The organism is Herbaspirillum sp. WGmk3 (assembly GCF_023952535.1).
GTDB classification, from domain to species: domain Bacteria; phylum Pseudomonadota; class Gammaproteobacteria; order Burkholderiales; family Burkholderiaceae_D; genus Herbaspirillum; species Herbaspirillum huttiense.
The window spans coordinates 536,029-559,503 of the sequence record NZ_JAKYWT010000004.1 but is presented as its reverse complement, the minus strand read 5'-3'; the positions used below and the strand labels follow the sequence as shown (position 1 = coordinate 559,503).

The 23,475-nt window shown below is 65.7% G+C and carries 16 protein-coding genes; 12 read left to right on the top strand and 4 right to left on the bottom strand.

Translation table 11 applies throughout. From position 1 onward, the window contains the following. Window positions 1-390 precede the first annotated feature (390 nt). The 12 genes from bcsQ to MKD49_RS18065 all read left to right on the top strand — a co-directional run bounded on the left by bcsQ (window position 391) and on the right by MKD49_RS18065 (window position 20,641). Window positions 391-1,680, top strand: coding sequence for a cellulose biosynthesis protein BcsQ (gene bcsQ / locus MKD49_RS18120; RefSeq protein ID WP_252696998.1), 1,290 nt, complete (start codon window positions 391-393; stop codon window positions 1,678-1,680). Continuing rightward, a complete protein-coding gene (bcsA, locus tag MKD49_RS18115; RefSeq protein ID WP_252696997.1) occupies window positions 1,677-4,025 on the top strand; it encodes a UDP-forming cellulose synthase catalytic subunit in 2,349 nt (782 codons plus the stop codon). The genes bcsQ and bcsA overlap by 4 nt, the downstream gene beginning before the upstream one ends. Next, window positions 4,025-6,331 carry a cellulose biosynthesis cyclic di-GMP-binding regulatory protein BcsB gene (gene bcsB, locus MKD49_RS18110; RefSeq protein ID WP_204725070.1) on the top strand — a complete coding sequence of 769 codons (2,307 nt, stop codon included), beginning with the start codon at window positions 4,025-4,027 and terminating at the stop codon, window positions 6,329-6,331. Before bcsA ends, bcsB begins: the two co-directional genes overlap by 1 nt. Next, window positions 6,324-7,541, top strand: a complete 1,218-nt coding sequence (bcsZ, locus tag MKD49_RS18105) for a cellulose synthase complex periplasmic endoglucanase BcsZ (protein WP_252696996.1) — start codon at window positions 6,324-6,326, stop codon at window positions 7,539-7,541. Before bcsB ends, bcsZ begins: the two co-directional genes overlap by 8 nt. Next, on the top strand, window positions 7,517-11,554 hold the full coding sequence (locus MKD49_RS18100; RefSeq protein WP_252696995.1) for a cellulose synthase subunit BcsC-related outer membrane protein: 4,038 nt from the start codon (window positions 7,517-7,519) through the stop codon (window positions 11,552-11,554). The genes bcsZ and MKD49_RS18100 overlap by 25 nt, the downstream gene beginning before the upstream one ends. A 33-nt stretch (window positions 11,555-11,587) precedes the next feature. Further along, entirely contained in the window at window positions 11,588-12,259 is a 672-nt protein-coding gene (locus MKD49_RS18095; RefSeq protein WP_252696994.1) for an SGNH/GDSL hydrolase family protein, read from the top strand. Continuing rightward, window positions 12,256-12,924: an alginate O-acetyltransferase AlgF gene (locus MKD49_RS18090; RefSeq protein ID WP_121038002.1), complete on the top strand. Its 669-nt coding sequence runs from the start codon at window positions 12,256-12,258 to the stop codon at window positions 12,922-12,924. Before MKD49_RS18095 ends, MKD49_RS18090 begins: the two co-directional genes overlap by 4 nt. A gap of 46 nt (window positions 12,925-12,970) precedes the next feature. Continuing rightward, window positions 12,971-14,401 carry an MBOAT family protein gene (locus MKD49_RS18085; protein ID WP_252696993.1) on the top strand — a complete coding sequence of 477 codons (1,431 nt, stop codon included), beginning with the start codon at window positions 12,971-12,973 and terminating at the stop codon, window positions 14,399-14,401. Between the two features lie 7 nt (window positions 14,402-14,408). Next, complete coding sequence (locus MKD49_RS18080) at window positions 14,409-15,572, top strand: cell division protein FtsQ (RefSeq protein WP_252696992.1); 1,164 nt, start codon at window positions 14,409-14,411, stop codon at window positions 15,570-15,572. Between the two features lie 200 nt (window positions 15,573-15,772). Further along, a complete protein-coding gene (locus MKD49_RS18075; protein WP_209583191.1) occupies window positions 15,773-17,110 on the top strand; it encodes a hypothetical protein in 1,338 nt (445 codons plus the stop codon). Further along, entirely contained in the window at window positions 17,103-17,828 is a 726-nt protein-coding gene (locus tag MKD49_RS18070) for a DUF4194 domain-containing protein (RefSeq protein ID WP_252696991.1), read from the top strand. The genes MKD49_RS18075 and MKD49_RS18070 overlap by 8 nt, the downstream gene beginning before the upstream one ends. Next, window positions 17,828-20,641, top strand: coding sequence for an ATP-binding protein (locus MKD49_RS18065; RefSeq protein ID WP_134134655.1), 2,814 nt, complete (start codon window positions 17,828-17,830; stop codon window positions 20,639-20,641). The genes MKD49_RS18070 and MKD49_RS18065 overlap by 1 nt, the downstream gene beginning before the upstream one ends. 59 nt (window positions 20,642-20,700) lie before the next feature. On the opposite strand, the gene MKD49_RS18060 is transcribed toward MKD49_RS18065, so the two are convergent. The 4 genes from MKD49_RS18060 to MKD49_RS18045 all read right to left on the bottom strand — a co-directional run bounded on the left by MKD49_RS18060 (window position 20,701) and on the right by MKD49_RS18045 (window position 23,436). Then, window positions 20,701-20,994, bottom strand: coding sequence for a hypothetical protein (locus MKD49_RS18060; protein ID WP_209531803.1), 294 nt, complete (start codon window positions 20,992-20,994; stop codon window positions 20,701-20,703). 111 nt (window positions 20,995-21,105) lie between these two features. Continuing rightward, window positions 21,106-21,891 (bottom strand): 3-oxoadipate enol-lactonase, encoded by a 786-nt coding sequence (gene pcaD / locus MKD49_RS18055; protein ID WP_121038023.1) that lies wholly within the window; start codon window positions 21,889-21,891, stop codon window positions 21,106-21,108. Window positions 21,892-21,968: 77 nt separating this feature from the next. Next, entirely contained in the window at window positions 21,969-22,256 is a 288-nt protein-coding gene (gene catC, locus MKD49_RS18050; RefSeq protein ID WP_013233325.1) for a muconolactone Delta-isomerase, read from the bottom strand. 226 nt (window positions 22,257-22,482) lie between these two features. Then, complete coding sequence (locus MKD49_RS18045) at window positions 22,483-23,436, bottom strand: LysR family transcriptional regulator (RefSeq protein ID WP_039788858.1); 954 nt, start codon at window positions 23,434-23,436, stop codon at window positions 22,483-22,485. Window positions 23,437-23,475: the final 39 nt, after the last annotated feature.

The following is a 23,475-nucleotide window of genomic DNA, read 5'->3' as shown; positions in this document are numbered from 1 at the left end:
AGGAGGAACAAATTGTCGCTATTGAGCGACAAAGCGTTCGTCTCACATGTAAGATTCTGCCTCTTTCTTCATATGTTCCTGGCAAGAAATGAGTGTTGTGTCTTGTCGGCTTTTTACATTTTTGACAACGAAGAAGGTTGCGGTATCAGGATTTGTTTGTTTTAATGACAACGTGGAATGTGGTCGAAAAAACAACATTCCTGCGCCTGGTCCGCGCGGAGCATGACTCCGCATCCAGAGGGGAAAAGTCCCGCCGTCAGAGCGGATGAATAAATATAGCTGGGGGATGGCAGCATATGGGAACACTTACCGCTTTTTAACAAGGTTGCAGGCAGGTCTTGCGCGCCCGGTCAAAAGCCGCCGCCGTCAGGACAGGGCAGGGAGTCAAGCATGGGAAACGATATCTCCAACTTGCTGAGCAAGTTCGGGGCGACGGTGGATGGGTATCTCGAAATCGAGGCCGCCATCAACTACAAGGAGCCGGTCCGCAAGCCCAAGGCGCCGCTGGTGGTTGCGCAGCCGGCCGCGGCGGACGTGAAGGCCGAACCGGCACCGGTCGTGGCGGCCAGCCCGGTGGTGCCGCTGCTGGACCCGCCTTCGCTTTCCTCCTCCCAGCGCATTGAGCCTGTGATCGAACCGCTGATCGAACCGGTCAGCGAGCCGGTCGTTGAAGCACCTGTCGTTGCTGCGCCTGCCGCCGTCCCGGTCGCCCCTGTCGCCAGACTTGCACCGTCCCTGTCCGTGCAGGCGCCTGTTACCTCCCCGAACCCGGCGCCGGTCAGCCAGATCAGCCCGTCGGCGCCCCATGGCCCTGGCGTACCCACCCTGTTGCGTTCGATGCTGGGCGAGGCCGCGCGCCAGCGCGAAGCCCTGCAGCGCGCCAACAATGACGACGCCGGCCAGTCCGGCGTGGCCCTGCCCCCCACGACGCCCGCACAAGTGATTGCCGTAGTCTCGCCCAAGGGCGGGGTCGGAAAGACCACCCTGTGCTCGGCCCTGGCCTGCAGCCTGGCGCGCCATGGCCGCGTGATCGCCATCGACCTGGATCCGCAGAATGCCTTGCAGTACCACCTGGGCGTGAGTGCCGACGCCGTTGCTGCAGCGGCCGCTGCCGCAGATTGGCGCAGTGGCCTGGCCGCCGGCATGGCCGGCACGCAGGTGGTCAGCCACACCCTGGTGGCCGCCGCTGGTGAAGCTGCGCTGGCCCAGCAGATGGCCGAGGATGGCCAATGGCTGCTGCGCCAGTTGCACGCCCTGCAGCTGCAGGCGGACGACGTGGTGCTGCTGGACCTGCCGGCCGGACAGACCGCCTATCTCGACCAGGCCCTGCAAGCCGCCGACCAGGTGCTGGCGGTGGTGACGCCCGACGCCGGTTCTTTCCTGGCGCTGGAACATATGCGCCAGGTCCTGCATGGCCGCAACAACTGCCGCTATGTGGTCAACAAATACGATGCCAGCCGCAGCTTCAGCCAGGACATGCTGGAAGTCCTCAAGCGCTGGATGGGCCCGCGCCTGGCCGGCGTGATCGCGCTCGATCACGCCATCAGCGAAGGCCTGGCCTATGGCTTCAATCCGCTGGTCAAGGACGGCCACTCGCCGGCCTATGAGCAATTGCAGGGCGTGAGCGAGGTGCTGCGCGCCGCTGTCGCCAAAGCCGTCGCCACGGGTGCACGCGCATGACGACCGGATCCCAGGCCCCCTCGCCATCGCATTCGCCAGCCCCGTCCGACCTGCCTGCCGCCGCCACGCTGTCACCGCATCCGCCAGGACAGGAGCCCTCGGCACGGCCATCGGCCAACCGCCTGCAGCAATGGATGCAGACCGTCGGCGCGCGCCTCGAAGGCTTGCCGCGCGGGCCACGCCGTCTGGTGCAATGGGCCGTGCTGCTGTTTGCCACGATGCTGGCGTTGCTGATCATTTCGGTACCGCTGGACTTCGCCGCCCAATGCGTCTTCGCCATCGGCTGCTTCGTCGCCGCGCTGGTGCTGCGCAAGCAGTCTGGACGGTTCCCGGTGCTGGTGCTGATCACGCTCTCGCTGACGGTGTCGATGCGCTACATGTACTGGCGCATCAGTTCCACGCTGGCCTTTGAAAGCTGGCTGGACATCTGCTTCGGCTACGGACTGCTGGCGGCCGAACTGTATTCGCTGCTGGTGCTGACGCTGGGCTACCTGCAGACCGCCTGGCCGCTGCGCCGCAAGCCGCAGATGCTGACCATGCCGCCTGCGGAATGGCCGACGGTGGATGTCTTCATTCCCTCGTACAACGAATCGCTGGACATCGTCTCGCTCACCATCTTCGCCGCGCAGGCCATCGACTGGCCGCAGGACAAGCTGCGCGTGCACGTGCTCGATGACGGCCGCCGCGAAGAATTCCGCGAGTTCTGCGACAACATCGGCGTGAACTACCTGGTGCGCTCCGACAACAAGCACGCCAAGGCCGGCAACCTCAACGAGGCGCTCAAGGTCACCGACGGCGAATTCGTGGCCATCTTCGATGCCGACCACGTGCCGACCCGTTCCTTCCTGCAGATCTGCATGGGCTGGTTCTACAAGGACCCCAAGCTGGCCATGCTGCAGACCCCGCACTTCTTCTTCTCGCCCGATCCCTTCGAGAAGAACCTCAATACCTTCCGCTCGGTACCCAACGAGGGCGAGCTGTTCTATGGCCTGGTGCAGGATGGCAATGACCTGTGGAATGCCGCCTTCTTCTGCGGCTCCTGCGCCGTCATGCGCCGTACCGCGTTGATGGAAATCGGCGGCATCGCCACCGAGACCCTGACCGAAGATGCGCACACCGCGCTGAAGATGAACCGTGCCGGCTACAACACCGCCTATCTCGCCATCCCCCAGGCCGCCGGCCTGGCCACCGAGAACCTGGCGCGCCACATCCGCCAGCGCGTGCGCTGGGCGCGCGGCATGGCGCAGATCTTCCGCGTCGACAATCCGCTCAAGGGCAGGGGGCTGCGTCTGGGCCAGCGGCTGTGCTACCTCAACGCCATGCTGCACTTCTTCTATGGCCTGCCGCGCCTGATCTTCCTGACTGCGCCATTGACGTACCTGTTCTTCGGCGCCCACATCTTCCAGGCCTCGGCGCTGATGATCACGGCCTACGTGCTGCCCCACGTGCTGCACGCCAGCCTGACCAACTCGCGCATCCAGGGACGCTTCCGCCATTCCTTCTGGAACGAGGTCTACGAGACCGTGCTGGCCTGGTACATCCTGGGGCCGGTGCTGCTGGCACTGGTGAACCCCAAGCTGGGCGGCTTCAACGTCACCGACAAGGGCGGCATCATCACCGATGACCACTTCGACTGGAAGCTGGCGCGGCCCTACATGGTGCTGCTGGGGCTGAACGTGGCCGGACTGGGCTTCGGCATCTGGCAACTGATCCATGGTGATCCGAATGCGGTCACCACCATCCTCATCAACATGGCCTGGACGCTCTACAACGTCATCATCAGCAGCGCCGCCATGGCGGTCGCTTCCGAAACCCGCCAGGTGCGCAGCGAGCCGCGCGTCACCGCCGAACTGCCGGTACGCATCAAGCTCGACGACGGCAGCATCATCGACGGCAAGACCCTCGACTTCTCGCAGAAGGGCATTGGCCTGCGCCTGCCTGCCGGCGTCAGCATCGCACGCAATGCACGCATCGAAGTCTCGATGATGCGCAATGCGCAGGAGAAGGTGTTCCCGGCAATGGTGGTGTTCAGCCGCAACGACATGGTCGGTGCGCAGTTCCACGAACTGTCGCTGCGCCAGCAAAGCGAACTGGTGCGCCTGACCTTCTCGCGCGCCGACATCTGGGACAACAACTGGGGCAAGAGCCGTCCCGATACACCGCTCAAAGCCTTGCGTGAAGTCGCCGGCATCGGCATGAATGGCGTACGGCAATTGTTCAAGGCGACCCTGATCCTGATGCGCAGCCGGCGTGCGCAACGCCGCGCGCCGGCACCCGCTGCAGCCCCCTCGGCAGTGGCGGCAGCCACTGTGCCCGTTACCGATAACACTCTGGAAAAACAATAATGAAAACGAAGCAGTCTCAAGCGCAACGGATGCCCCTGCGCCAGCGCTCCCTGTGCCTGATGCTGGCGGCCGTGATGACGGCAGGCAGCCTGCCGCTGCCGGTACTGGCGGCCACCCCCGCGACTCCGGCAGCCACGGCCACGCCCGGTCTGCCGGCACCGATCCCGATGGCCGGCGATCCTTACGTGTTCACCTTCAAGCAGCTGGGCCGCAACGGTTCGATGAACCTGCATGGCGTGGATGCCACCGACAGTCTCAACTTCGACGTGCCGGTCTCGCTGGTGGCCACCGGTGCGCACGTGACCCTGTATTACACGTATTCGCCCGCGCTGTTGCCGGACCTGTCGCAGATCAACGTGATGGTCAACGACGTCGTGGCCGGCAGCATCCCGCTGCCCAAGGAAAACTCCGGCAGCATGCAGACCGCCAAGGTCGACATCCCGGCCAAGCTGATTACCGAATTCAACCGCCTGAGCCTGCAGTTCATCGGCCACTACACGATGGGTTGCGAGGATCCCTTGCATTCCAGCCTGTGGACGCGCGTGGCCAACGGCTCCACGCTGGACCTGCAGACCACGGCGCTGCCGCAGAAGGATGACCTGGCGCTGATGCCCGTACCCTTCTTCGACCGGCGCGACATCCGCATGCTGAACCTGCCCTTCATCTTTGCCGGCACGCCCGACAACGGCACGCTGGAAGCGGCAGGGTCGCTGTCGTCCTGGTTCGGCGCGCTGGCCGCCTATCGCGGTGCGCGCTTCCCGGTACAGATCAACACCTTGCCCCAGCGCGGCAATGCCGTGCTGATGGTGGCCGGCGAGGCCGCCACCACCGTGGCCGGTGTGGCCGTGGCCGCGCCCAAGGGGCCGACCCTGACCGTGCAGGCCAATCCGAATGATGCCAATGGCAAATTGCTGATCGTCTCCGGCCGCAACATCGCCGAACTCAAGCAGGCCGCCGCTGCCCTGACGCTGGGCGGCAAGGGCCTGGCGGGCAGCTCGGTGGTGGTCGACAAGCTGCAGCCGCTGACCCCTCGCCAGCCGTATGATGCGCCCAACTGGCTGCCTACCGATCGTCCGGTGAAACTCTCCGAGCTGATCGATCCCAAGCGCCTCAATGTCTCCGGCTACAACCCGGGCGAGATCACCATTCCGCTCAATTTCCCGCCCGCGCTCTCCAGCTGGCGACAGGATGGCGCAAAGCTGAAACTGGTGTATCGCTATACGCCGCAGCCCAAGTCGTCCAATTCGTCCTTCATGGTCAGCCTGAATGATGGCCTGATCAAGGCCGACGTCCTGCTGCCGCACGACCAGCTGGACAAGAGCCTGCTGGCCGCCATCAAGGATGACGCGCTGACCCGCGAGATGAACGTGCGCCTGCCGCTGAACCTGGCCGGTCCGCAATCGCGTCTGCAGCTGCGCTACATGTACGATTTCGTCAAGCAGGGCGAATGCCAGGACGTCATCATCGACAACGTGCGCGGCAGCATCGATCCCGAATCCACCATCGACCTGCGCGGCTACGATCACTTCATGGCCATGCCCAATCTGGGCGTGTTCAAGGATGCCGGTTTCCCCTTCACGCGCATGGCCGATCTCTCGGAGTCGGCGGTGGTATTGCCCGACAATGCGACGCCCGATGATCTCTCGGCCTACCTGACGCTGCTGGGCCGCTTCGGCAGCGCCACCGGCTATCCGGCAACCGGCGTGGCCGTGACCCAGGCCGCCCAGGTCGACAAGGTGGCCTCGCGCGACCTGCTGGTGCTAGCCTCGGGCCAGAATCAGCCGCTGCTCAAGCAATGGGCCGATCGCCTGCCGGCGGTGGTGACCGGAGACAAGCAGCGCTTCCAGGTGGCCGATCTGGCCCTGCGCGTGCGCAGCTGGCTGCAGATCGATGACGAGGACCAGGCCAAGCGCCGTGCGCGGCTGGCACTGGCCTTCTCGGGGGGCGAGCCGACCTCTTACCTGACCGGTTTCGAGTCGCCCCTCGACAGTGGCCGCAGCGTGGTGGTGCTGGCCGGTGGCGATGCCTCCGGCCTGCAGCAGATCCTCGATGCGATGGCCAGCAAGGACCCGGAAGCCGAGACCATCCAGGGCAGCCTGGTGGCGGTGCGCGGCACCACCATCGATCCGCTGCTGGCCGAAGAAAATTATTTCGTCGGCAGCATGTCGCCGCTGCGCATGCTGCGCTGGTGGCTGTCGCGCCACGTGCTGGCCATGTTCGTGCTGATTGCCGGCGGCATCCTGATGCTCGGCGGCCTGGCTTACCTGACCCTGCGCGCCAAGGCGAGAAAGCGTCTCAATGCCTGACCTGCCGTTCCAGCCGCTGCGACGCAGCCTGTTGAAGGTGGTGGCCGCACTCGCGCTCAGTGGTGCCGGTGCGGCCGCCAGCGCCGCGCCGGCCGCCTGCGCGACAGTTGACTGGCCGACCTGGCAATCCTGGGCCGGCAGTCACGTGCAGCCCGATGGCCGGGTCCTGCACTCCAGCCTGCTGCCCAATCACACCACGTCCGAAGGCCAGTCCTACAACCTGCTGCTGTCGCTGATCGCCAATGATCCGCAACGCTTTGACCAGATCTGGAGCTGGACGCGCGACAACATGATGGCGCCCGATGCCGCCAACCGCCTGCCGGGCTGGCTGTGGGGGCAGGGTGCCGATGGCAAGTGGCAATTGCAGGACGCCAATTCCGCATCGGATGCCGACCTGTGGATTGCCTACGCGCTGCTGGAAGCGGCGCGCCTGTGGCAGCGCCCGACCTATCGCAGCGATGCAGTGCGCCTGCTCGACGCCATCGAAGCGCGCCTCGTGGTGGACCTGCCTGGCCTGGGCAAGATGGTCTTGCCGGGACCGCAGGGCTTCAGCCAGGGCAGCCAGGCCTGGACGCTCAATCCGAGTTACCTGCCGTTGCCGCTGCTGCGCCGTCTGCACAAGGAGCGCCCCAAGGGCCCCTGGCAGCAGATCGCCACCAACACCGTGCGCATGATCCAGGCCACCAGCCCCAAGGGTTTCGTGGCGGATTGGGTCGGCTACAAGATGACGGCGGCGCAGGCCGGCCAGTTCATGGTCGATCCGGCCAAGGGCGAACTGGGCAGCTATGACGCCATCCGCGTCTACCTGTGGGCCGGCATGACCTCGCCGCATGACCCCGGGGCCGCACCGCTGCTGGCCGCCTTGGATGGCATGCGCCAGCGCATCGTCGCCACCGGCATCGCGCCGGAGAAGGTGGCCGTGACCAGCGGTGCCATCGAAGGGCAGGGGCCGTTCGGGTTTGGCGCGGCGTTGGTGCCGTATCTGCAGGCCAAGGGCGAAAACGCCCTGGCCGCGCAATGGCAGGCGCGCGCCGCACAACAGCTGGAGAGCGGACTGGCCCAGCCCAGTGCGCAACCGGAAATTCTGTATTACAACGTCATGCTCGGCCTGTTCGGCCTCGGATGGGCCGAGCAGCGATATCAGTTCCGCGACGACGGAACGCTCAATTTGTCTTGGGAGAAGTCATGCGCACGCGCCGTACCACGCTAGCCATCGGAGTGCTGGCCGCGCTCCTGGGCGCACCCCTGGCCCCGGCCCTGGCTGCGCCGACGGACCTGCAGGCCCAGCTGGTGGAGCAGGGCCAGTACTGGCAGGCGCGCAACAACAACCAGCGCGCTGCCGAGGTCTGGCAGAAGGTGCTGCAGCTGGACAAATCGCAGGTCAACGCGCTGTACGGCATGGGCCTGATCGGCGTGAAGCAGAACCGGCCGCAGCAGGCCAATGCGTATCTGGAACGGCTGCAGGCGCTCTCGCCGCAACCCTGGCAAGCCGCCCAGCTGATGCAGGACATCGCCCTGGCCCGCCCTGAAAACCAGGCCCTGCTGGCCGAAGCCCGCCGCCTGGTGGATGCCGGCGAGCGTGACCGCGCCACCGACACCTTCCGCAAGATGTTCAATGGCCTGACGCCCTCGGGCACGGTCGGCCGCGAGTACTACAACAACCTGGCCTTCAACGATGCCAGCTGGCCGGAAGCGCGCAAGGGCATGGAGCGCCTGCTGCGCGAAACCCCCGAGGACAGCATCCTGGCGCTGTTCTATGGCAAGCAGCTGGCGCGCCATGAAGACAGCCGGGTGGAAGGCATCCGTGTGCTCTCGCGCCTGAGCAAGCAGACCGACATCGGTGGCGACGCCGATGAAAGCTGGCGGCTGGCGCTGACCTGGCTGGGCCCGCCGAGTCCGGCGCAGGCCCCGCTGTTTGAAGAATTCCTCCAGGTCCATCCGGACGACAAGGACATCCGCGACCTGCTGGCCAAGGGCCGCTCGCAGGTCACCGCCACGCAGACCCCGACGGTGCTCTCGCGCGGCTTGCAGGCCTTGGAGAAGGGCGATCTGCAGGAAGCTGAAAAGGCTTTCCAGGAACGCCTCTCCAGCCATCCCGATGAAACCGATGCACTCGGTGGCCTGGGTGTGGTGCGCCAGCAGCAGAACCGTCTGGCCGATGCCGAACCGCTGCTGGCGCGCGCCGTAGCGAAGGGTGGCAGCGGCTGGAAGAAGGCGCTCGACAGCGTGCGCTACTGGCTGCTGATCCAGCGCGGCCGCGAACTGCAGGCGCGCGGCCAGACCCGCCAGGCGCAGGATGCGCTGACCCAGGCGCTGCGCCTGGATCCGAAGAACACCGATGGCCTGGTCGCCATCGCCGATATCGAAGCCACGGCCGGCCAGTTCGAGGCCGCCACGGCGCACTATCGCCAGGTACTGGCGGTGCAGCCGGCACAGGTCGGAGCGATTCGCGGTCTGGTGAATGTGCTCTCGCAGACCGGGCAAGCCGATGAAGCGCTGCGCCTGCTCGACAAGCTCACCCCGCAACAACAGGCCGAGTTCGGCGACCAGGGCCGCCTGCGCGCCCTGCGTGCGGCCCAGCAAGCCAACCTGGCCGAACAGCGTGGCGATCTCAATGCCGCACTGGACGCCCGGCGCGAAGCGGTGCGCAACGATCCCGACAACGTCTGGACCACCTTCGACCTGGCCCGCCTCTACATCAAGGCCGGCCAGTCGCGCCAGGCGCGCGTGACCATCGATGACTTCACCCGCGAGCATCGCGACAACGTCGACGCGCTCTACGCCAGCGCCTTGCTGTCGGCCGAGATGGAGCAGTGGCAGGATGCGCTCGATACCCTGCGCCGCATCCCCGAGGCCCGTCGTACCGCACCGATGACCGATCTGTATCGCCAGGTCACGCTGACCATCCAGGTCGGCCATGCCAGCGAGCTGGTCAAGACCGGCCAGCGCCAGGAAGCCCTGGCGCTGCTGGATCGCGTGCAGCCCGAAGCGGCCGGCAATGCCGAGCGCACAGGCACACTGGCCTCGGCCTATGTCGATGCGGGCGATACCCCGCGTGCGCTGGCGCTGATGCAGCCGCTGATTGCGCCGCCGGCCACGCCGAGCGCCGCTACGCGCCTGCAATACGCGTCGGTGCTGCTCAGGGCCGGTGAGGATGCGCAGGTCTACAGCGTACTCACGGCCTTGCAGAACCAGAACATGGACGTGGCCACGCGCAAGCAATACGACGATGTGCGTTTCCTCTACCGCGTGCGCCAGGCCGAACGCCTGCGCGAAGGTGGCGACCTGGCGGCGGCCTACGACACGCTGGCCCCCGCGTTGTCACAGCGGCCCACCGATATCGGTGCGCTCTCGGCACTGGCCCGCATGTTCAATGCGGCCGGCGACAATGCCCGCGCACTGGCGCTCTACAAACCACTGGCCGAACGCAATCCGCGCGATGTCACGGTGTTGCTGGGCGCGGCCGATACCGCCATGCAGGCGCACGACAATGCCTATGCCCTGCGCCTGCTGGATCAGTTCAACAAACTGGAAAGCAGCGATCCCACCACCCTGACCGAAGCCGCGCGCATCTATCGTGCGCTGGGCAAGACCGGCGAAGCCACGGCACTGTTGCGCAAGGCGGTGGCCATTGAAAACTCGGCGCGCCAGCGCAGCCTGATGGCCCAGGGCAATGGTTTCGATCCTGCCATCAACCCCTTCCGTACCCAGCGTCGCCTGCCGGGCAACGAAAATGTGGCCGCCATCCCGCCGCCTGCCGAGACCATGCTGCGTCCGGCGATGATGACGGCTTCCGCACCGGCGGCGGCCGATGTGTTGCCGACCCCGGCCAACGCGCGCGTGACGGCGTCGCAGGCCGCGCCTGCGGTGGCCTATGGCCCGGCGCTCGGTCCGGTGTTCAGCAATGCATCGCCGGCTCCGGCGCAGATGGTCCAGACCACCCAGCCGGGCAGGGCGGGCGCTTATGCGCAGCAAGGGGCGGCACCTGCCACCGCCTTGCCGGGTGCGGCCACCGCCGCCCAGCGCGCCTTGCTGGCGCTGCAGGGCCAGCAAGGCCTGCCGGCGGACAACCTCACGCCGGCGCAGCGCGCCCTCAACGACATCCTGCAGGCGCGCAGCCCCTACGTCACGCAAGGCGTGGTGGTGCGCGGCAATGCCAGCGAATCGGGCCTGAGCCGCATCAACGATATCGAAGCCCCGCTGGAAGTGAACATGCCGGTCGGCAATGACCGCGTGGCCGTGCGCATCACGCCGGTCTCGCTGGATGGCGGCACCATGACCGACGAGGCCGCCAGCCGCTTCGGCGGTGGCGGTTCCAGTGCCACCGGCGTGGGCAAGCAGAGCGCCAGCGGCGTGGGCGTGGCGGTAGCCTACGAGCGTCCTGACGATGGCATCAAGGCCGACATCGGCACGACGCCCAGCGGCTTCAAGTATCCCAACGTGGTCGGTGGCGTGAGCGTGGAGCAGCCGCTCGGCGGCAGCAGCACCAACCGCTTCGGCGTGACGGTGTCGCGCCGTGCCGTCAACGACAGCATCACCTCGTTTGCCGGCAGCACCGACCCGCGCATCGGCCGTTCCTGGGGCGGCGTGACCGCCAACGGCGGCCGTGCCGAGATGAGTTCGGATGATGCCCAGACCGGCGTCTACGCCTACGGTGCCCTGCACAGCCTGATGGGCCGCAACGTCGAATCCAACACGCGTGTGGAACTGGGCGGCGGTGCCTACCAGTACCTGGCCAACGGCAACGACGAGAAGATGACGGCCGGTGTCTCCGCCACCCTCATCAGCTACGCCAACAACCAGAACTTCTATACCTATGGCCACGGCGGTTACTTCAGCCCGCAGGCCTATCTGGGACTGGGCGTGCCGGTGACCTGGGCCAAGCGCAGCGACCGTTTCAGCTTCCAGCTCAAGGGCTCGGCCGGTGTGCAGTACTTCCGCCAGGACGGCGCGGATTACTTCCCCACGGATGCCGCCCTGCAAGCGGCCAGCGGCAAGATCTACGGGCAGCAGACCAAGACCGGCATCGGCTACAGCCTGGAAGGCAGCGGCGAATACCGCTTTGCGCCGCGTCTGTTTGTGGGCGGTACGCTGCGCCTGAACAATTCGAGCGACTTCCGCGAACTCAATGTCGCCATGTACCTGCGCTATACCCTGGAGGACATGCAGGGCAGTTTCCTGACCTTGCCGGTCAGCCCGTATCGTTCGCCGTACTCCAACTGATTTGACTGAACATTTTTTGATAGAGAGATTGCCATGGCAGCTGCATCCATTCTCGCTGGTCTGAGTATCCTGGTCCTGGGCGAAAGCCACATGAGCCTGGCCGACCACCTCACCGAACCCCTCAATGCCAAGCTGGTCCAGATGGGCGCCAAGGTCCACTCCATCGGCGCCTGCGGTGCCAGTGCCGGCGACTGGCTGACCACCAAGAAGGTCGACTGCGGTGCCGAGCAGATCGACAACGGCAAGATCCAGATCAATGGCCGCGATGCCAGCACCACGCCGATCGCTGAACTGATCGCCAAGGACAAGCCGGACCTGGTGGTGCTGGTCATCGGCGACACCATGGCCTCCTACGACAAGCCGGCCTTCCCCAAGGCCTGGGCCTGGCAAAGCGTGACCAGCCTGACCAAGGCGATTGCCGCCACCGGCACCAAGTGCGCCTGGGTCGGACCGGCCTGGGGCAAGGCTGGCGGCATGTACCAGAAGAACGATGCGCGCACCCAGCTGATGTCGCAGTTCCTGGCTGCCAACGTGGCACCTTGCACCTACATAGATTCGCTGGCCATGTCCAAGCCGGGCCAATGGATCACCACCGATGGCCAGCACTTCACCGTGGCCGGCTACAAGTCCTGGGGTTCGGCCATCGGCGATGCGCTGGGCAAGCTGCCGGCCGATGCCGTGAGCGCCAAGGGAGGCAAGAAATGAGCGTGCTGCGCGCACTGACCGCGAGCGCGGCCCTGCTGGGCTGCGCGGGGGCGATGGCCGCTGACATTCCGCTGTATCCGACTGGCCCGGCCGAGGATGCCGCCTTCATCCGTTTCATCAACGCCACGCCGGACGCGCTGCAAGTGGTGGCCCAGAAGGGCCAGCCGCCGCTGAAACTGGACGCGGCCAAGCCGGTCTCGTCCTTCTTCCCGGTGCAGGCCAAGTCCACCATCAAGGGCACGCTGACGGTGGCGGGCAAGAGCCTGGAGCTGGGCGTGCAGGCCAAGCCGGGCGAGTTCGCCACGGTGGTGGTGCTGCCGGACCCCAAGGGCATCCGCCAGGTCACGGTGCAGGACAATCCGGATGACTTCAATGGCCTGAAGGCCTCGCTGGCCTTCTTCAATCTCGATGCTTCCTGTGCCGCCGCCGCGCTGCGTCCAGCCGGCCGCACTGCCGACCTGTTCAAGGGCGTGGCGCAAGGCAGCCTGCAGCGCCGCTCCATCAATCCGGTCAAGCTGTCGGTGCAGCTGGTCTGCGGCGGGACCAACACCGGCCCGGTGCTGGACCTGGGTGAGTTGAAGGCAGGCGAGCGCTACAGCGTCCTGCTGCTGCCCTCGGCCAGCGGTCCGCGCCTGCTGGCCGCGACTGACAAGCTGGCCAACTGATTGCTTGACGCTGACTTACGCTGACTGACGCCGACTGCACCACGCCATGGTCTTTGCCTCGCTTGAATTCCTGACGCTGTTCCTGCCGCTGTTCCTGCTGGTCTATGCCCTGGTGCCGCAGCGCGCACGCAATGGCGTGCTGCTGGCGGGCAGCTGGCTGTTCTATGGGTGGCTCAGTCCGCTGTTCCTGTCCCTGCACGTGGTGCTGACCATCGTGGCCTGGGTCGGCGGGCTGCTGGTGGATCGCGCCCGTGCGCGCGAAGAAGGGCAGGGCAGCCTGCGCCGTCCCGTGCTGCTGATCGCGCTGGTGGTGTTCAACACGGCGGTGCTGGTCTGGTACAAGTACGCCAACATCGTCGCTGCCACCGTGAGCGATCTCATGCAGCACTATGGCGCCATGCCGCTGGCGTGGCAGAAGGTGGCGCTGCCGGCGGGCCTGTCCTTCATCGTGCTGCAGGCGATTTCCTACCTGGTGGACGTGCATCGCCGCACGGTGGCGGTGGAGCGCAGCTTCATCAATTACGCCACCTACATCTCCATGTTCGGCCACTCGATTGCCGGCCCCATCATCCGTTATGACTGGGTACAGCGCGAGTTGCGCGAGCGCTGGTTCAATCGGGAAAATTTCTCGCTGGGTGCGCGCCGCTTCATGGTCGGCATGGCCATGAAGGTGCTGGTGGCCGATACGCTGTCGCCCCTGGTGGATGCAGCCTTCCACCTGGAGCATCCGACCCTGGTCGATGCCTGGATCGGATGCCTGGCGTATTCGATGCAACTGTTCTTCGATTTCTCCGGCTACAGCGCCATGGCCATCGGCCTGGGTTTGATGCTGGGCTTCCACTTCCCCGAGAACTTCAATCATCCCTATCTGGCCGGCAGCATCCAGGATTTCTGGCGGCGCTGGCACATCTCGCTCTCCAGCTGGCTGCGCGACTATCTCTACATCGGCCTGGGCGGCAATCGCCACGGCGTCTGGAAGACTTATCGCAACCTGTTCCTGACCATGGCCATCGCCGGTCTCTGGCATGGCGGCGACAGCTGGAATTATTTGCTGTGGGGTTCGGCGCATGGCGTGGCGCTGTGCATTGATCGCGCGTGGTCGCGTTCTTCGTTGCCTTCCATTCCTTCGTGGCTGGCCCATGGCTTGACGCTGCTGTTCGTGTGCCTGGCCTGGACCTTGTTCCGCGCGCCGGATTTCGCCACCGCTGCCACGATGTATGCGGGCCAGTTCGGCTTGCATGGCACCGGCCTGAGCGATGCGCTGGCCGTGATGCTGCGGCCGGTGCAGGCGCTGGCCGTGCTGCTGGGTTTGTTCTGGATCGTCGCCCCGCTGTGGCAGGCGGCGCTGGAGGCGCGCTGGGGCGAACGCGCACTCTATCTCTGGTTCGTGCGGGCGTGGCCGATTGCCGCCTTCCTGCTCTCCTTTGCACTGATCGCCAGCCGCGAAACCGTGCCTTTCCTTTACTTCCAGTTCTGAGCCGACGATGAGCACGCCCCCCGTTCATGCTGCACATACGCCTCCTGAGCCCAGCGCCATGGCGCGCCGGGCCAGCCGTTGGGCCGGTGCCGCGCTGGCCGCCGTGCTGTGTGCAGGATTGATCTCCTGCGGCTGGCTGGTGTACGCCGGCAAGATCGACTGGCTACCCGCCAGCTGGACGCGCGACGACGCCTTGCATGGCGAGCTGACGCATCAACTGGCCAAGCAGCTTTCCAACGCCTGGCTGCCGGACCAGGCCGCCAAACTGGAGCGTGCCGGCAGCTGGCTGCTGCTGGGCGATACCGGCCCGCGCGTGCGCACCGGCTGCCCCGGCTGGCTGTTCCTGGCCGAAGAATTGCAGGTCAATCGCCACGCACAAGCCAACGCGCAGACCAAGCGCGCCGCAGTGCTGGCCATCCGGCAGGCGCTGGCCCAACGTGGCATCGGCCTGCTGGTGGCGGTGGTGCCGGACAAGAGCCGCATCGCCGCCAGCGCCTTGTGCGGCCTCACGCGTCCGGCCGAATTGAATGCGCGCGCCGCGCAATGGGTGAGCGAACTGAATCAGGATGGCGTGGCCGCCATCGACCTCGCCCCTGCGCTGGCACCACTCGGTGCTTCGGCCTACCTGCACACCGATACCCACTGGAACGAGACCGGCGCGAACGCCGCCGCGCAGGCCATCGCCGCGCGCATCACGGCCGCTGGCGTGCAGGCCACGCCGCAGCAGGCCTATACCGCTCAGCCGGGCAAGCTGGCGCAGCGTCCCGGCGACCTGGTGCACCTGGCCGGACTGGACTGGCTGCCGCTGCGCTGGCAACCCACGCCGGAAAGCGTGGCCGCCACCGTCTTCACCGAAGCGGCCGCCACAGGGCAGGGCGCCACCGCCAAGGGCGGCGATGATCTCGACGATCTGCTGGGCGACAGCCAGTTGCCCAACGTGGCCCTGATCGGGACCTCCTTTTCGCGCAATTCCAGCTTCGTCGGCTTCCTGCAGATGGCGCTGGGCGCGAAGATCGGCAGCTTCGCCAAGGATGGCGGCAAGTTCTCCGGCAGCGCCCGCGATTACTTCGCCAATCCCGCCTTCACCCAGACGCCGCCCAAGCTGGTGGTCTGGGAAATCCCCGAGCGCGACCTGCAGACGCCCTACGAAGCGATCTCACTGGCCCGCTGATCGATCATTAAGCTGGCGTTAATGCTGTCTCAACGGGCATTAACGTTGCATTAATGCAATAAATCATTTCCTTTCCGGCGCATTTTCATGTGTGCCGCCGTCCGCTTTGCTGGAGGCAGGTCCCCGGGCCTGCTAAACTTGCCGGTCCGCCCACCGACCGGGCAGGATCCAGGCACTGCCTGGTCAACCTCCACGACAAATTGACAGAAGAATTCGACCCCGCTCCCCTTGCGGACGAGCATGACTCCGGCTCCTTCGAGAGCTACTTCCGCGATCCTTCGCAAGCCGCCGAAGCGCCCCTGGCCTGGGGCCTGGGCCAGCGGCTGGACGTGCTGGACGCGCTGCGCGGCCTGGTCTCCGGTGGCCAGGCTGCTGCGCGCCTGCGCATCTGGATGTTCCTCGAACTGGCGGCGCAGCCGCAGGGCCGCCTGCAGCGCGAGGACCTGAACCAGCTGTTCTACGCCCTGAAGCCCGAGGCCATGGAAGCCGCCCTGAAGCGCCTGCGCGATCTGGGCCTGCTGGTCTGGGACGCCACCGGCCAGGATTACCAGCTCTCGCCCATTGCCCAGCAGGTGCAAGCCCTGCTGGCCCCGCTCACGCGCGCCGTCGGCGAGGATGACGAGATGGCCGCGCTGCTGGCGCAAGTGGCCGGGGCCCAGGCACTGGGCCTGTCCGATGCCAGCCAGATCCGCCACCTGCATGCGCAATTGGCGCGCCTGCACGACCAGTTCGCCGATGCCATTGCCAGCGGTTCGGAAGCCTTGCTGCGCCAAGCCCAGCCGCGATTCGAACGGGCCCTGAAGCTGGTCAATCGCGCCGGTGAAGCGCTGACCGCCCTGATCCGCAGCGAACACGCCGACGCCCGCCTGGAACGCGAAGCGCGTGCGCTCGGCAACGGCCAGGCGCGCCTGCTGACCATGGCCAGCCAGTTCACCCGCGCCCTGCAGCAGGCCGACCGCCAGCGCGTCACCCTCGGCAGCACCGGCGTGACCAGCTCGGACGTGCGGCGCTGGCTGCAATCGCATGCTGACTTGTCTTCGCTGATGGGGGAGGCGCTGTCCATCGGTGTGAAGCCGGTCTTCGTCAGTGGCCACGAATTGCTGGATGTGGCCGAAGGCGAATTCGAGCGCGACCGTCCCGATACCCAGCGCCAGCAAGGCTTGCCGCCTCCGGCCCAGGCCGTGGAAGGCAAGATCGAAGCGCTGCGCATGCCGGTCGAGCTGGGCGAACTGATTGAACAACTGACACGCCTGGGGGCCCTGCCGGAAGGCGAGGACGCCAGCGAATTGCAACCGCAGCCACTGACCTCGGTGGTGCTGGGCGGCAGCTTCGGCAAGGCCGCGTATCGCCTGCAATTGCTGCCGCTGCTGGGGGACGCCCAGGCGCGCACCCTGCAAGGGCAGACCGGCGACCTGGCGCGCCTGCCGTGGCAAGCCGGCTTCCTGCCGCGTGTCGACAAAGTCGATGACCCCGATGTCGCCGCCATGAGCGCCGGGGCCGTCCATCCAGATCCATCCCGGGAAAGACCGAATGAGTGAGACCCTAGACGAGGCCGGCCTGTTGGCCGCCGAACTGCTGGCGCGCCGCTGGCTGCCCCGCAAGCACCCGCGCGTGCGCCGCGCCCTGGTCGATGCCGACCTGTGGCAAGCCCTGCAGGACCGCCTGGCCCAGGTTGGCCTGCGCCTGGTGGACAACATCCACGCCGATCACATCAGCGTGGCCCTGGTGCGCCCGGCCGAATCGGCCGTCTTCGGCGAGGCCGGCATGAATGCCAACAACAACCTCGACCTGCCGCGCGATGCCATCTCGCTGCTGGTGGTGCTGTGGGCGCTGATCGTGCTGCCCAAGCGCGAGCGTCAGTCGGCGCGCGCCGCCGGTGACGATGCCCAGCAGCAGGACGAGATGTTCCACACCGACAAGCCCATGCCGACGGCGGCCGAAGTCAGCCCGGTGATTTCTTATACGGCGCTGCTGGCCGACTTCGGCAACCAGCTCGGCAAGAAGACGCGCATGGATACCAACCTGCGCCGCCTGGAAGCCCACGGCTTCATCGTGCGCCGAGGCGTCGACATCGCCGAAGGCCCCTTGCTGGAGCTGCTGCTGGACTACGATGCCCTGGCGCCGCGCATCCTCGATGGCGCCTTGGGCGACGTGCTGGCACTCGCCACGGCACGTGACGAAGCGGGCACTGCGCCAGAGGCGCAGGCCGAAGCCGACGCTGCTGCCGATGAATCATCCGAAGAGGGAGACGCCTGATGTTCCACCTGCAATCGCTGGAACTGCTGCAGTGGGATTATTGCCAGCGCCTGACGCTGCCCCTGGACGGTTCCATCATCACCATCGCCGGCCCCAACGGTTCCGGCAAGACCACGCTGCTGGACGCCATGCGTACCCTGCTGGGCCTGGATTGCTCGGGCGGGCGCAGCTACAAGACCTACGCCCGCCACGCCAACGCCGACACCACTTGGCTGCGTGCCACGGTGGACAACCGTCCGCATGGCCGCCAGACCTCCACCCGTCCGTTCGCGCGCAACCTGCTCTATGCGGACCAGGTCACGCTGGCCTGCCGCATCGAGCGCAACGGCGGCGACTGGCAGCGCCGCTACTGCATGAGTGATGGCGATGTCGCCATCGAAACCCTGGCGCAATTGCCCGAGAAGGATTGGCTGGGCCTGGACCACTGGCGCAAGCGCCTGGAAGGCGCCGGGCTGTCGCGTGCGATTGCGCGCGTGCTGGCACTGGAGCAGGGCCAGACCGACCGCCTCTGCGAATTCTCGCCCAAGGAATTGCTGCGCCTGGTGTTCGAAGTGTTCGGCGACCAGGAAGTGCTGGACCGCTACGAGGAAGCCCGCCGCCATCAACGCGACCTGGCCGCCGAGGTGACCTTGGCCGAACAGGAACTGGCCTACAGCGAAGCGCAACTGGCGCAGCTGGACAGCCGCGTCACGCTGTATCGCACCTATCAGGGCAAGCTGCGCGAGCGCGAGACGCTGGCCACCGAAGTCATTCCGGTCTTGCGCTGGCACGAAGAGCGCCAAGGCACGGCCACGCGCCTGCGCGAACTGCATCGCCAGCGCCTGCATCACAATCACCTGCGCCGCCAGCGCAGCAGCGATACCTTGCAGCTGTCGTCCCTGCTGACGCAGCAACAGGCGGCACGCGAGAAGGTGACTGCGCTGGAACGCGACAAGGCGGAAGCCCAGCAAGCCCAGCAAAAGGCGCGCGATGCCGAGAAGCCGGTGGAAGAACTGGTCAAGCAGGCCGATGAACTGCTGGCCCTGTCCGCGGTGGAAGGCGATGCCACACAATTGCTGGCCCGCGTGGAAGAACTGGAACAGCAGAAGAGCACGCTGCACGATCGCTGGCGTGACCTGGAGCAGCAACGCAAGGACGCCAGCGGCGCGCTGGACCGCCTGACCGGACAACGCCAGGCCCCGCGCCCGAATGACGTCCAGCAATTCACGCGGGCCTTGCGCCAGGCCGGCATCGCCCATCACCTGCTGGCCGATGTGATCGAGATTGCGGACGACCAGTGGCGTGCCGCCGCCGAAGGCGTCTTGCGCGCCTCGTGCTGGGTGGTGGTGCTGGATGATCCCAAGGATGAAGCCGCCGCCATGGCGCTGGCCGAGCGTGAGCGTTATCGCCATTACGTGGTCTCCGATGCCGCCACGGCGACCTCGCAGCCGCCCGCAGAGAGCCTGTTGGCGGTGTTGCGCTTCTCGGCCAAGGCCCCGTCCTGGCTGCTGCGCCAACTGGCGCAGATCCGCCGTGTGGCCGATACGGTCGAAGGCGCAAGCAGTGGTGGCGAATGGATCACGCCGCAAGCCTACTGGCGCGATGGTCGGGGCGGACGCAGCGTGTGGCGCGATCCGGGCGATTACCAGTTCGGTGCGGCCGCCATGGCCGCGCGCCAGGCCTCGATCCAGAAGCGCCTGGCCACGCTGGACGAACAGTTGACCGACATCGTCCTGAAGCAGAGCGAAGTCAAGCGCCAGCTCGACGCCGCCAAGAAAGCCACCGAGGGCCACCTCGCAGCAGAGGCGCTGGCGAAGCGAAGTGAAGAGTTCGAACAGGCGCGCCGTCAGTTGCCCGCACTGAAGGCCGCGCGCGTGGCGGCGAGTGAACGTTGGAGCCAGTTTGATGCCCAGTACGCGGACGCCATCGAACAGCGCACCATCCTCGATGGCAAGCTCGATGCCTTGCAGCGCCGCCTGCGCGACAGCGAAGGCGATCTTGCGGGGCAGGAGCGTGACTGGCGCGTGCGTCACGATGAGCAGCGCGCCCGTGCGCTGGCCTCGCGTGCGCAGAAGGGCCGCTTCCCTGCGCACTGGATTGCGACTGCGACGGTGCAGGCGCTCTACGAGAAATACAGCAACGCCAAGCAGGCCGAGCTGCGCATGGCTTCCGTCGAAAACGAACTGGAAACCGGCCACTGGGAAAAGGATGGCACGGTCGAAGACAAGCACCTCATCATGCAGGGCACGGTCGGCAACCAGCGCAACGAACTGGATTCACGCAAGATCAGCAATCACCAAGCCGAGGAAGCCGTCGGCAATGCGCGTGAACGCTACATCGACGTGTTGCGCGCGACGGTACGCCGCTATCGCAAGAACATCGTCGACCTCGGCGCCCTGGCCGGTGTGGTGGTCAGCGCCGATCTGCCGCATCTGGACAATGACGACACCATCCTGCGCCAGGCTGAACTGAAGGTCAGCTTCAACTTCGACGGCAAGGGCGAGATCGGCCTGAACGATGGCGAAGCGTCCGGTGGCCAGCAGGTCATCAAGTCGCTGATCCTGCTGGTGGGGCTGTTGAAGGATGACGACATGCCGGGCGGTTTCGTCTTCATCGACGAACCCTTTGCCCACCTCGATGTGCGCAACATCCAGCTGGTCGGCAACTTCCTGAAATCGACCCGCGCGCAATACGTGCTGACCACGCCGATCACGCACAACGTCGAAGTCTTCGAGCCGGCCGACATTACGCTGGTCACCTCGAAGAAACCGCGCGAGGCACGCTGGGCGCCGCCCATCGGCGTGCTGCAGCGGCGCTTGCGGCTGGATGCCTGAACGCGGTCAGGCACTGGCAGGGAAAACGAAAGAAGGCCGGCGTCATGCCGGCTTTCTTGTCAGCGCATCTCGCGAATGATCCGCGCCTGCGGTGGCAGGAATTCCTCCGGCACCTCCGGCACATCGGCTTCCAGCAATTGATAGGCCACCGATTCGCACCAGTGAATGCCGCGCGCCAGGGCCAGCGGCCGCGAAGAGTAGCGGCCCGGCAGGGAACGTTTGGGGAAGAGTTTGCCGATGGTGCTATGACGGATTTCCACGCCACTGACGAACCATTGTGCGTCATTGGCCGCACACCAGACCAGAAAGGTGAACGGGGAAGATTCGGCGGTAATTTCGTAACAGGAGACCATGTGAGTGCGTTGATCAGACACTAACAAAAATTCACATGGCCGCCATTATAGTGGCCTCCTGCAAAGCTCACACAAGCGCTCCTCGTTCACCCCTTGCCGGGGCTCCCGCTCTCAGGCCGCTTCGGTCAGGAACTGCACCACCGCCTGCGTGAAGGCGCGTGGCTGTTGCTGGTTGGAGATGTGGGCCGCATCAAATTCCACATACAGCGCACCCGGAATGGTGGCACGCATGAACTGCGCATCGGCCGGTGGCGTCGGCACGTCGCCGCTGCCGGCAATCACCAGCGTGGGCGCGCGGATGCCCGCAATCGCTTCCCGCAGATCATTGTCGCGCACCGCTGCGCAAGCGCCTGCATAGCCCTCCGCCGGCGTGGCCAGCAGCATGGCCGTCAATGCCTGCACTTGCTCCGGATGCTGTTCGGCATACTCGGGCGTGAGCCAGCGTGAAACGACCGCAGCGGCAATGGCCGACAGGCCATCACGCTGCACGGTCTCGATGCGGCTGTTCCAGGCCTCGGGCGTGCCGATCTTGGCACCGGTATTGCAGAGGATGAGCTTGGCCACGCGGTCCGGATGATGCACCGCCAGCCACATGAAGGTGCTGCCGCCCATGGAGAGACCGCAGAAATGCGCTTGCTTGATGTCGAGCTGGTCGAGCAGGGCGATGACGTCGCTGCCGAGTTGGGCAATCGTGTAAGGACCGGGCGTGACCTCGGACTGGCCGTGGCCGCGCGTGTCATAACGCAGCACGCGGAAATGCTTGCTCAGTTCGGGAATCTGCGGATCCCACATCGCCAGCGAAGTCCCCAGCGAATTGGACAGCACCAGCACCGGCAGGGCCGCGTCGCCGTCGAGCTGGTAATGCAGTTTGATTCCGTTCAGGGTTGCAAAGGGCATGAGTAAATCCTTGGCCCGCGCCACCGGACGGTGGTGACGGGCGTGTGTGAATCAAAAAGCGTCAGATACGCCGGGAATCAGCCAATCTGCGCGATGGCCGAGGGATGCTGGGTCAGCGGAGTGACCGAAATGGTCATGAAGGGATAGAGCGGCAGGGCCGACAGGATGTTGTGCAGCTCATCATTGCCGGAGACGTTGAAGATGCTCACGTTGGCATACTGCCCGACCACGCGCCACAGGTCGCGCCACTTGCCTTCGCGCTGCAGCTTCTGCGACATCTCCTTCTCGTCCTTCTTCAACTGATCGGCCACGGCCTTGTCGAGCGTGGCGGGAATGTTGACCTGCATTTGAACCATGAACAGCATGATGTGTGCTCCGTTGTCGTTATGGGTGGAATGTCGTGCAGCGCGCGCCCTGGTCGCGATGGTGAACGCGGGGCGGGAAATCGTCATGTTCGATAAACGAACATAAATCCTTTGTTCGCACAAACGAGTGTAGGCGTCCGTGCGGGCAACTGTCAACTTGGGCAGACGGTTTGCTGCGCGTCAACTACGCGCAGGATGAGCGCTGGGGGCGCATCGTGATGGCCTCTCACTCGCGCCGTTCGGGATTCGGAAAACCGGTCGCCGGGAAGGAGCTGGTCTCGATGTCCAGCCAGGCCGGGCGTTCGGCATACATGTCGGCCACCAGTTGCTTGATGGCCTCGATGTACCAGGCATTGTCGTTGATGCGATGCGTGAGGATGATGGGGGAGGTCGCGCGCGGATCGTCGATGAGCCGGTAATGCAGGTCATTGCGCAGCCGCGCCGAGGCCGGGATCAGGCACAGTCCGGATTCGGCCGCCACCAGGCCCAGCGCGGTCTGGATCTCGCGCACCTCGTGCACTTCAGCCGGGTGGATGTCCTGGTCGTTGAGCAGGCTCAGGATGTGGTCGGCGAAACTGGGGCGCGGCTCCTTGGGATAGACGATCAGCTTCTGTCCATGCACTTCCTTGAGGCTCACGCGCTGATGGCTGGCGGCCAGCGGGAAAGAGGGAGGGATGGCCAGCACCAGTTTTTCTTCGCGCAGGACGATGCGCGCCACCGTCGCATCATTGCTGCGGATGCGCCCGAAACCGACATCGATGCGCCCCGACTTGAGGGCGGCGAACTGCTGCATCGAGGTCAGCTCCAGCAACTGGATGTCCACCTCCGGATAATGCTGGCGCAGCTTGCGCACCAGCACCGGCAGGCCGCCATAGAGCGTGGAGGCGACGAAGCCGATGGACAGCGTCTGGCGCTGGTTCAGGCCGATCTGCTGGGTGGCGTTCTTCAACTGCTCCAGCCGGTTGAGGATCTGCAGCGCCTGCTCGTAGAACACCCGGCCGGCTTCGGTCAGGCGCAGCGGTCGGCTGTTGCGCAGGATCAGCTGCACGCCCAGTTCTTCTTCCAGCAGCTGGATCTGGCGCGACAGTGGCGGCTGCGCAATGTGCAGCTGTTCCGAGGCGCGCGTGAAGTTGCGCGTATTGGCCACGGCCACGAAGTATTTCAGTTGTCTGATGTCCATGGCCGAAAATCATATCTCACAGAAACTAATGATGTCTAA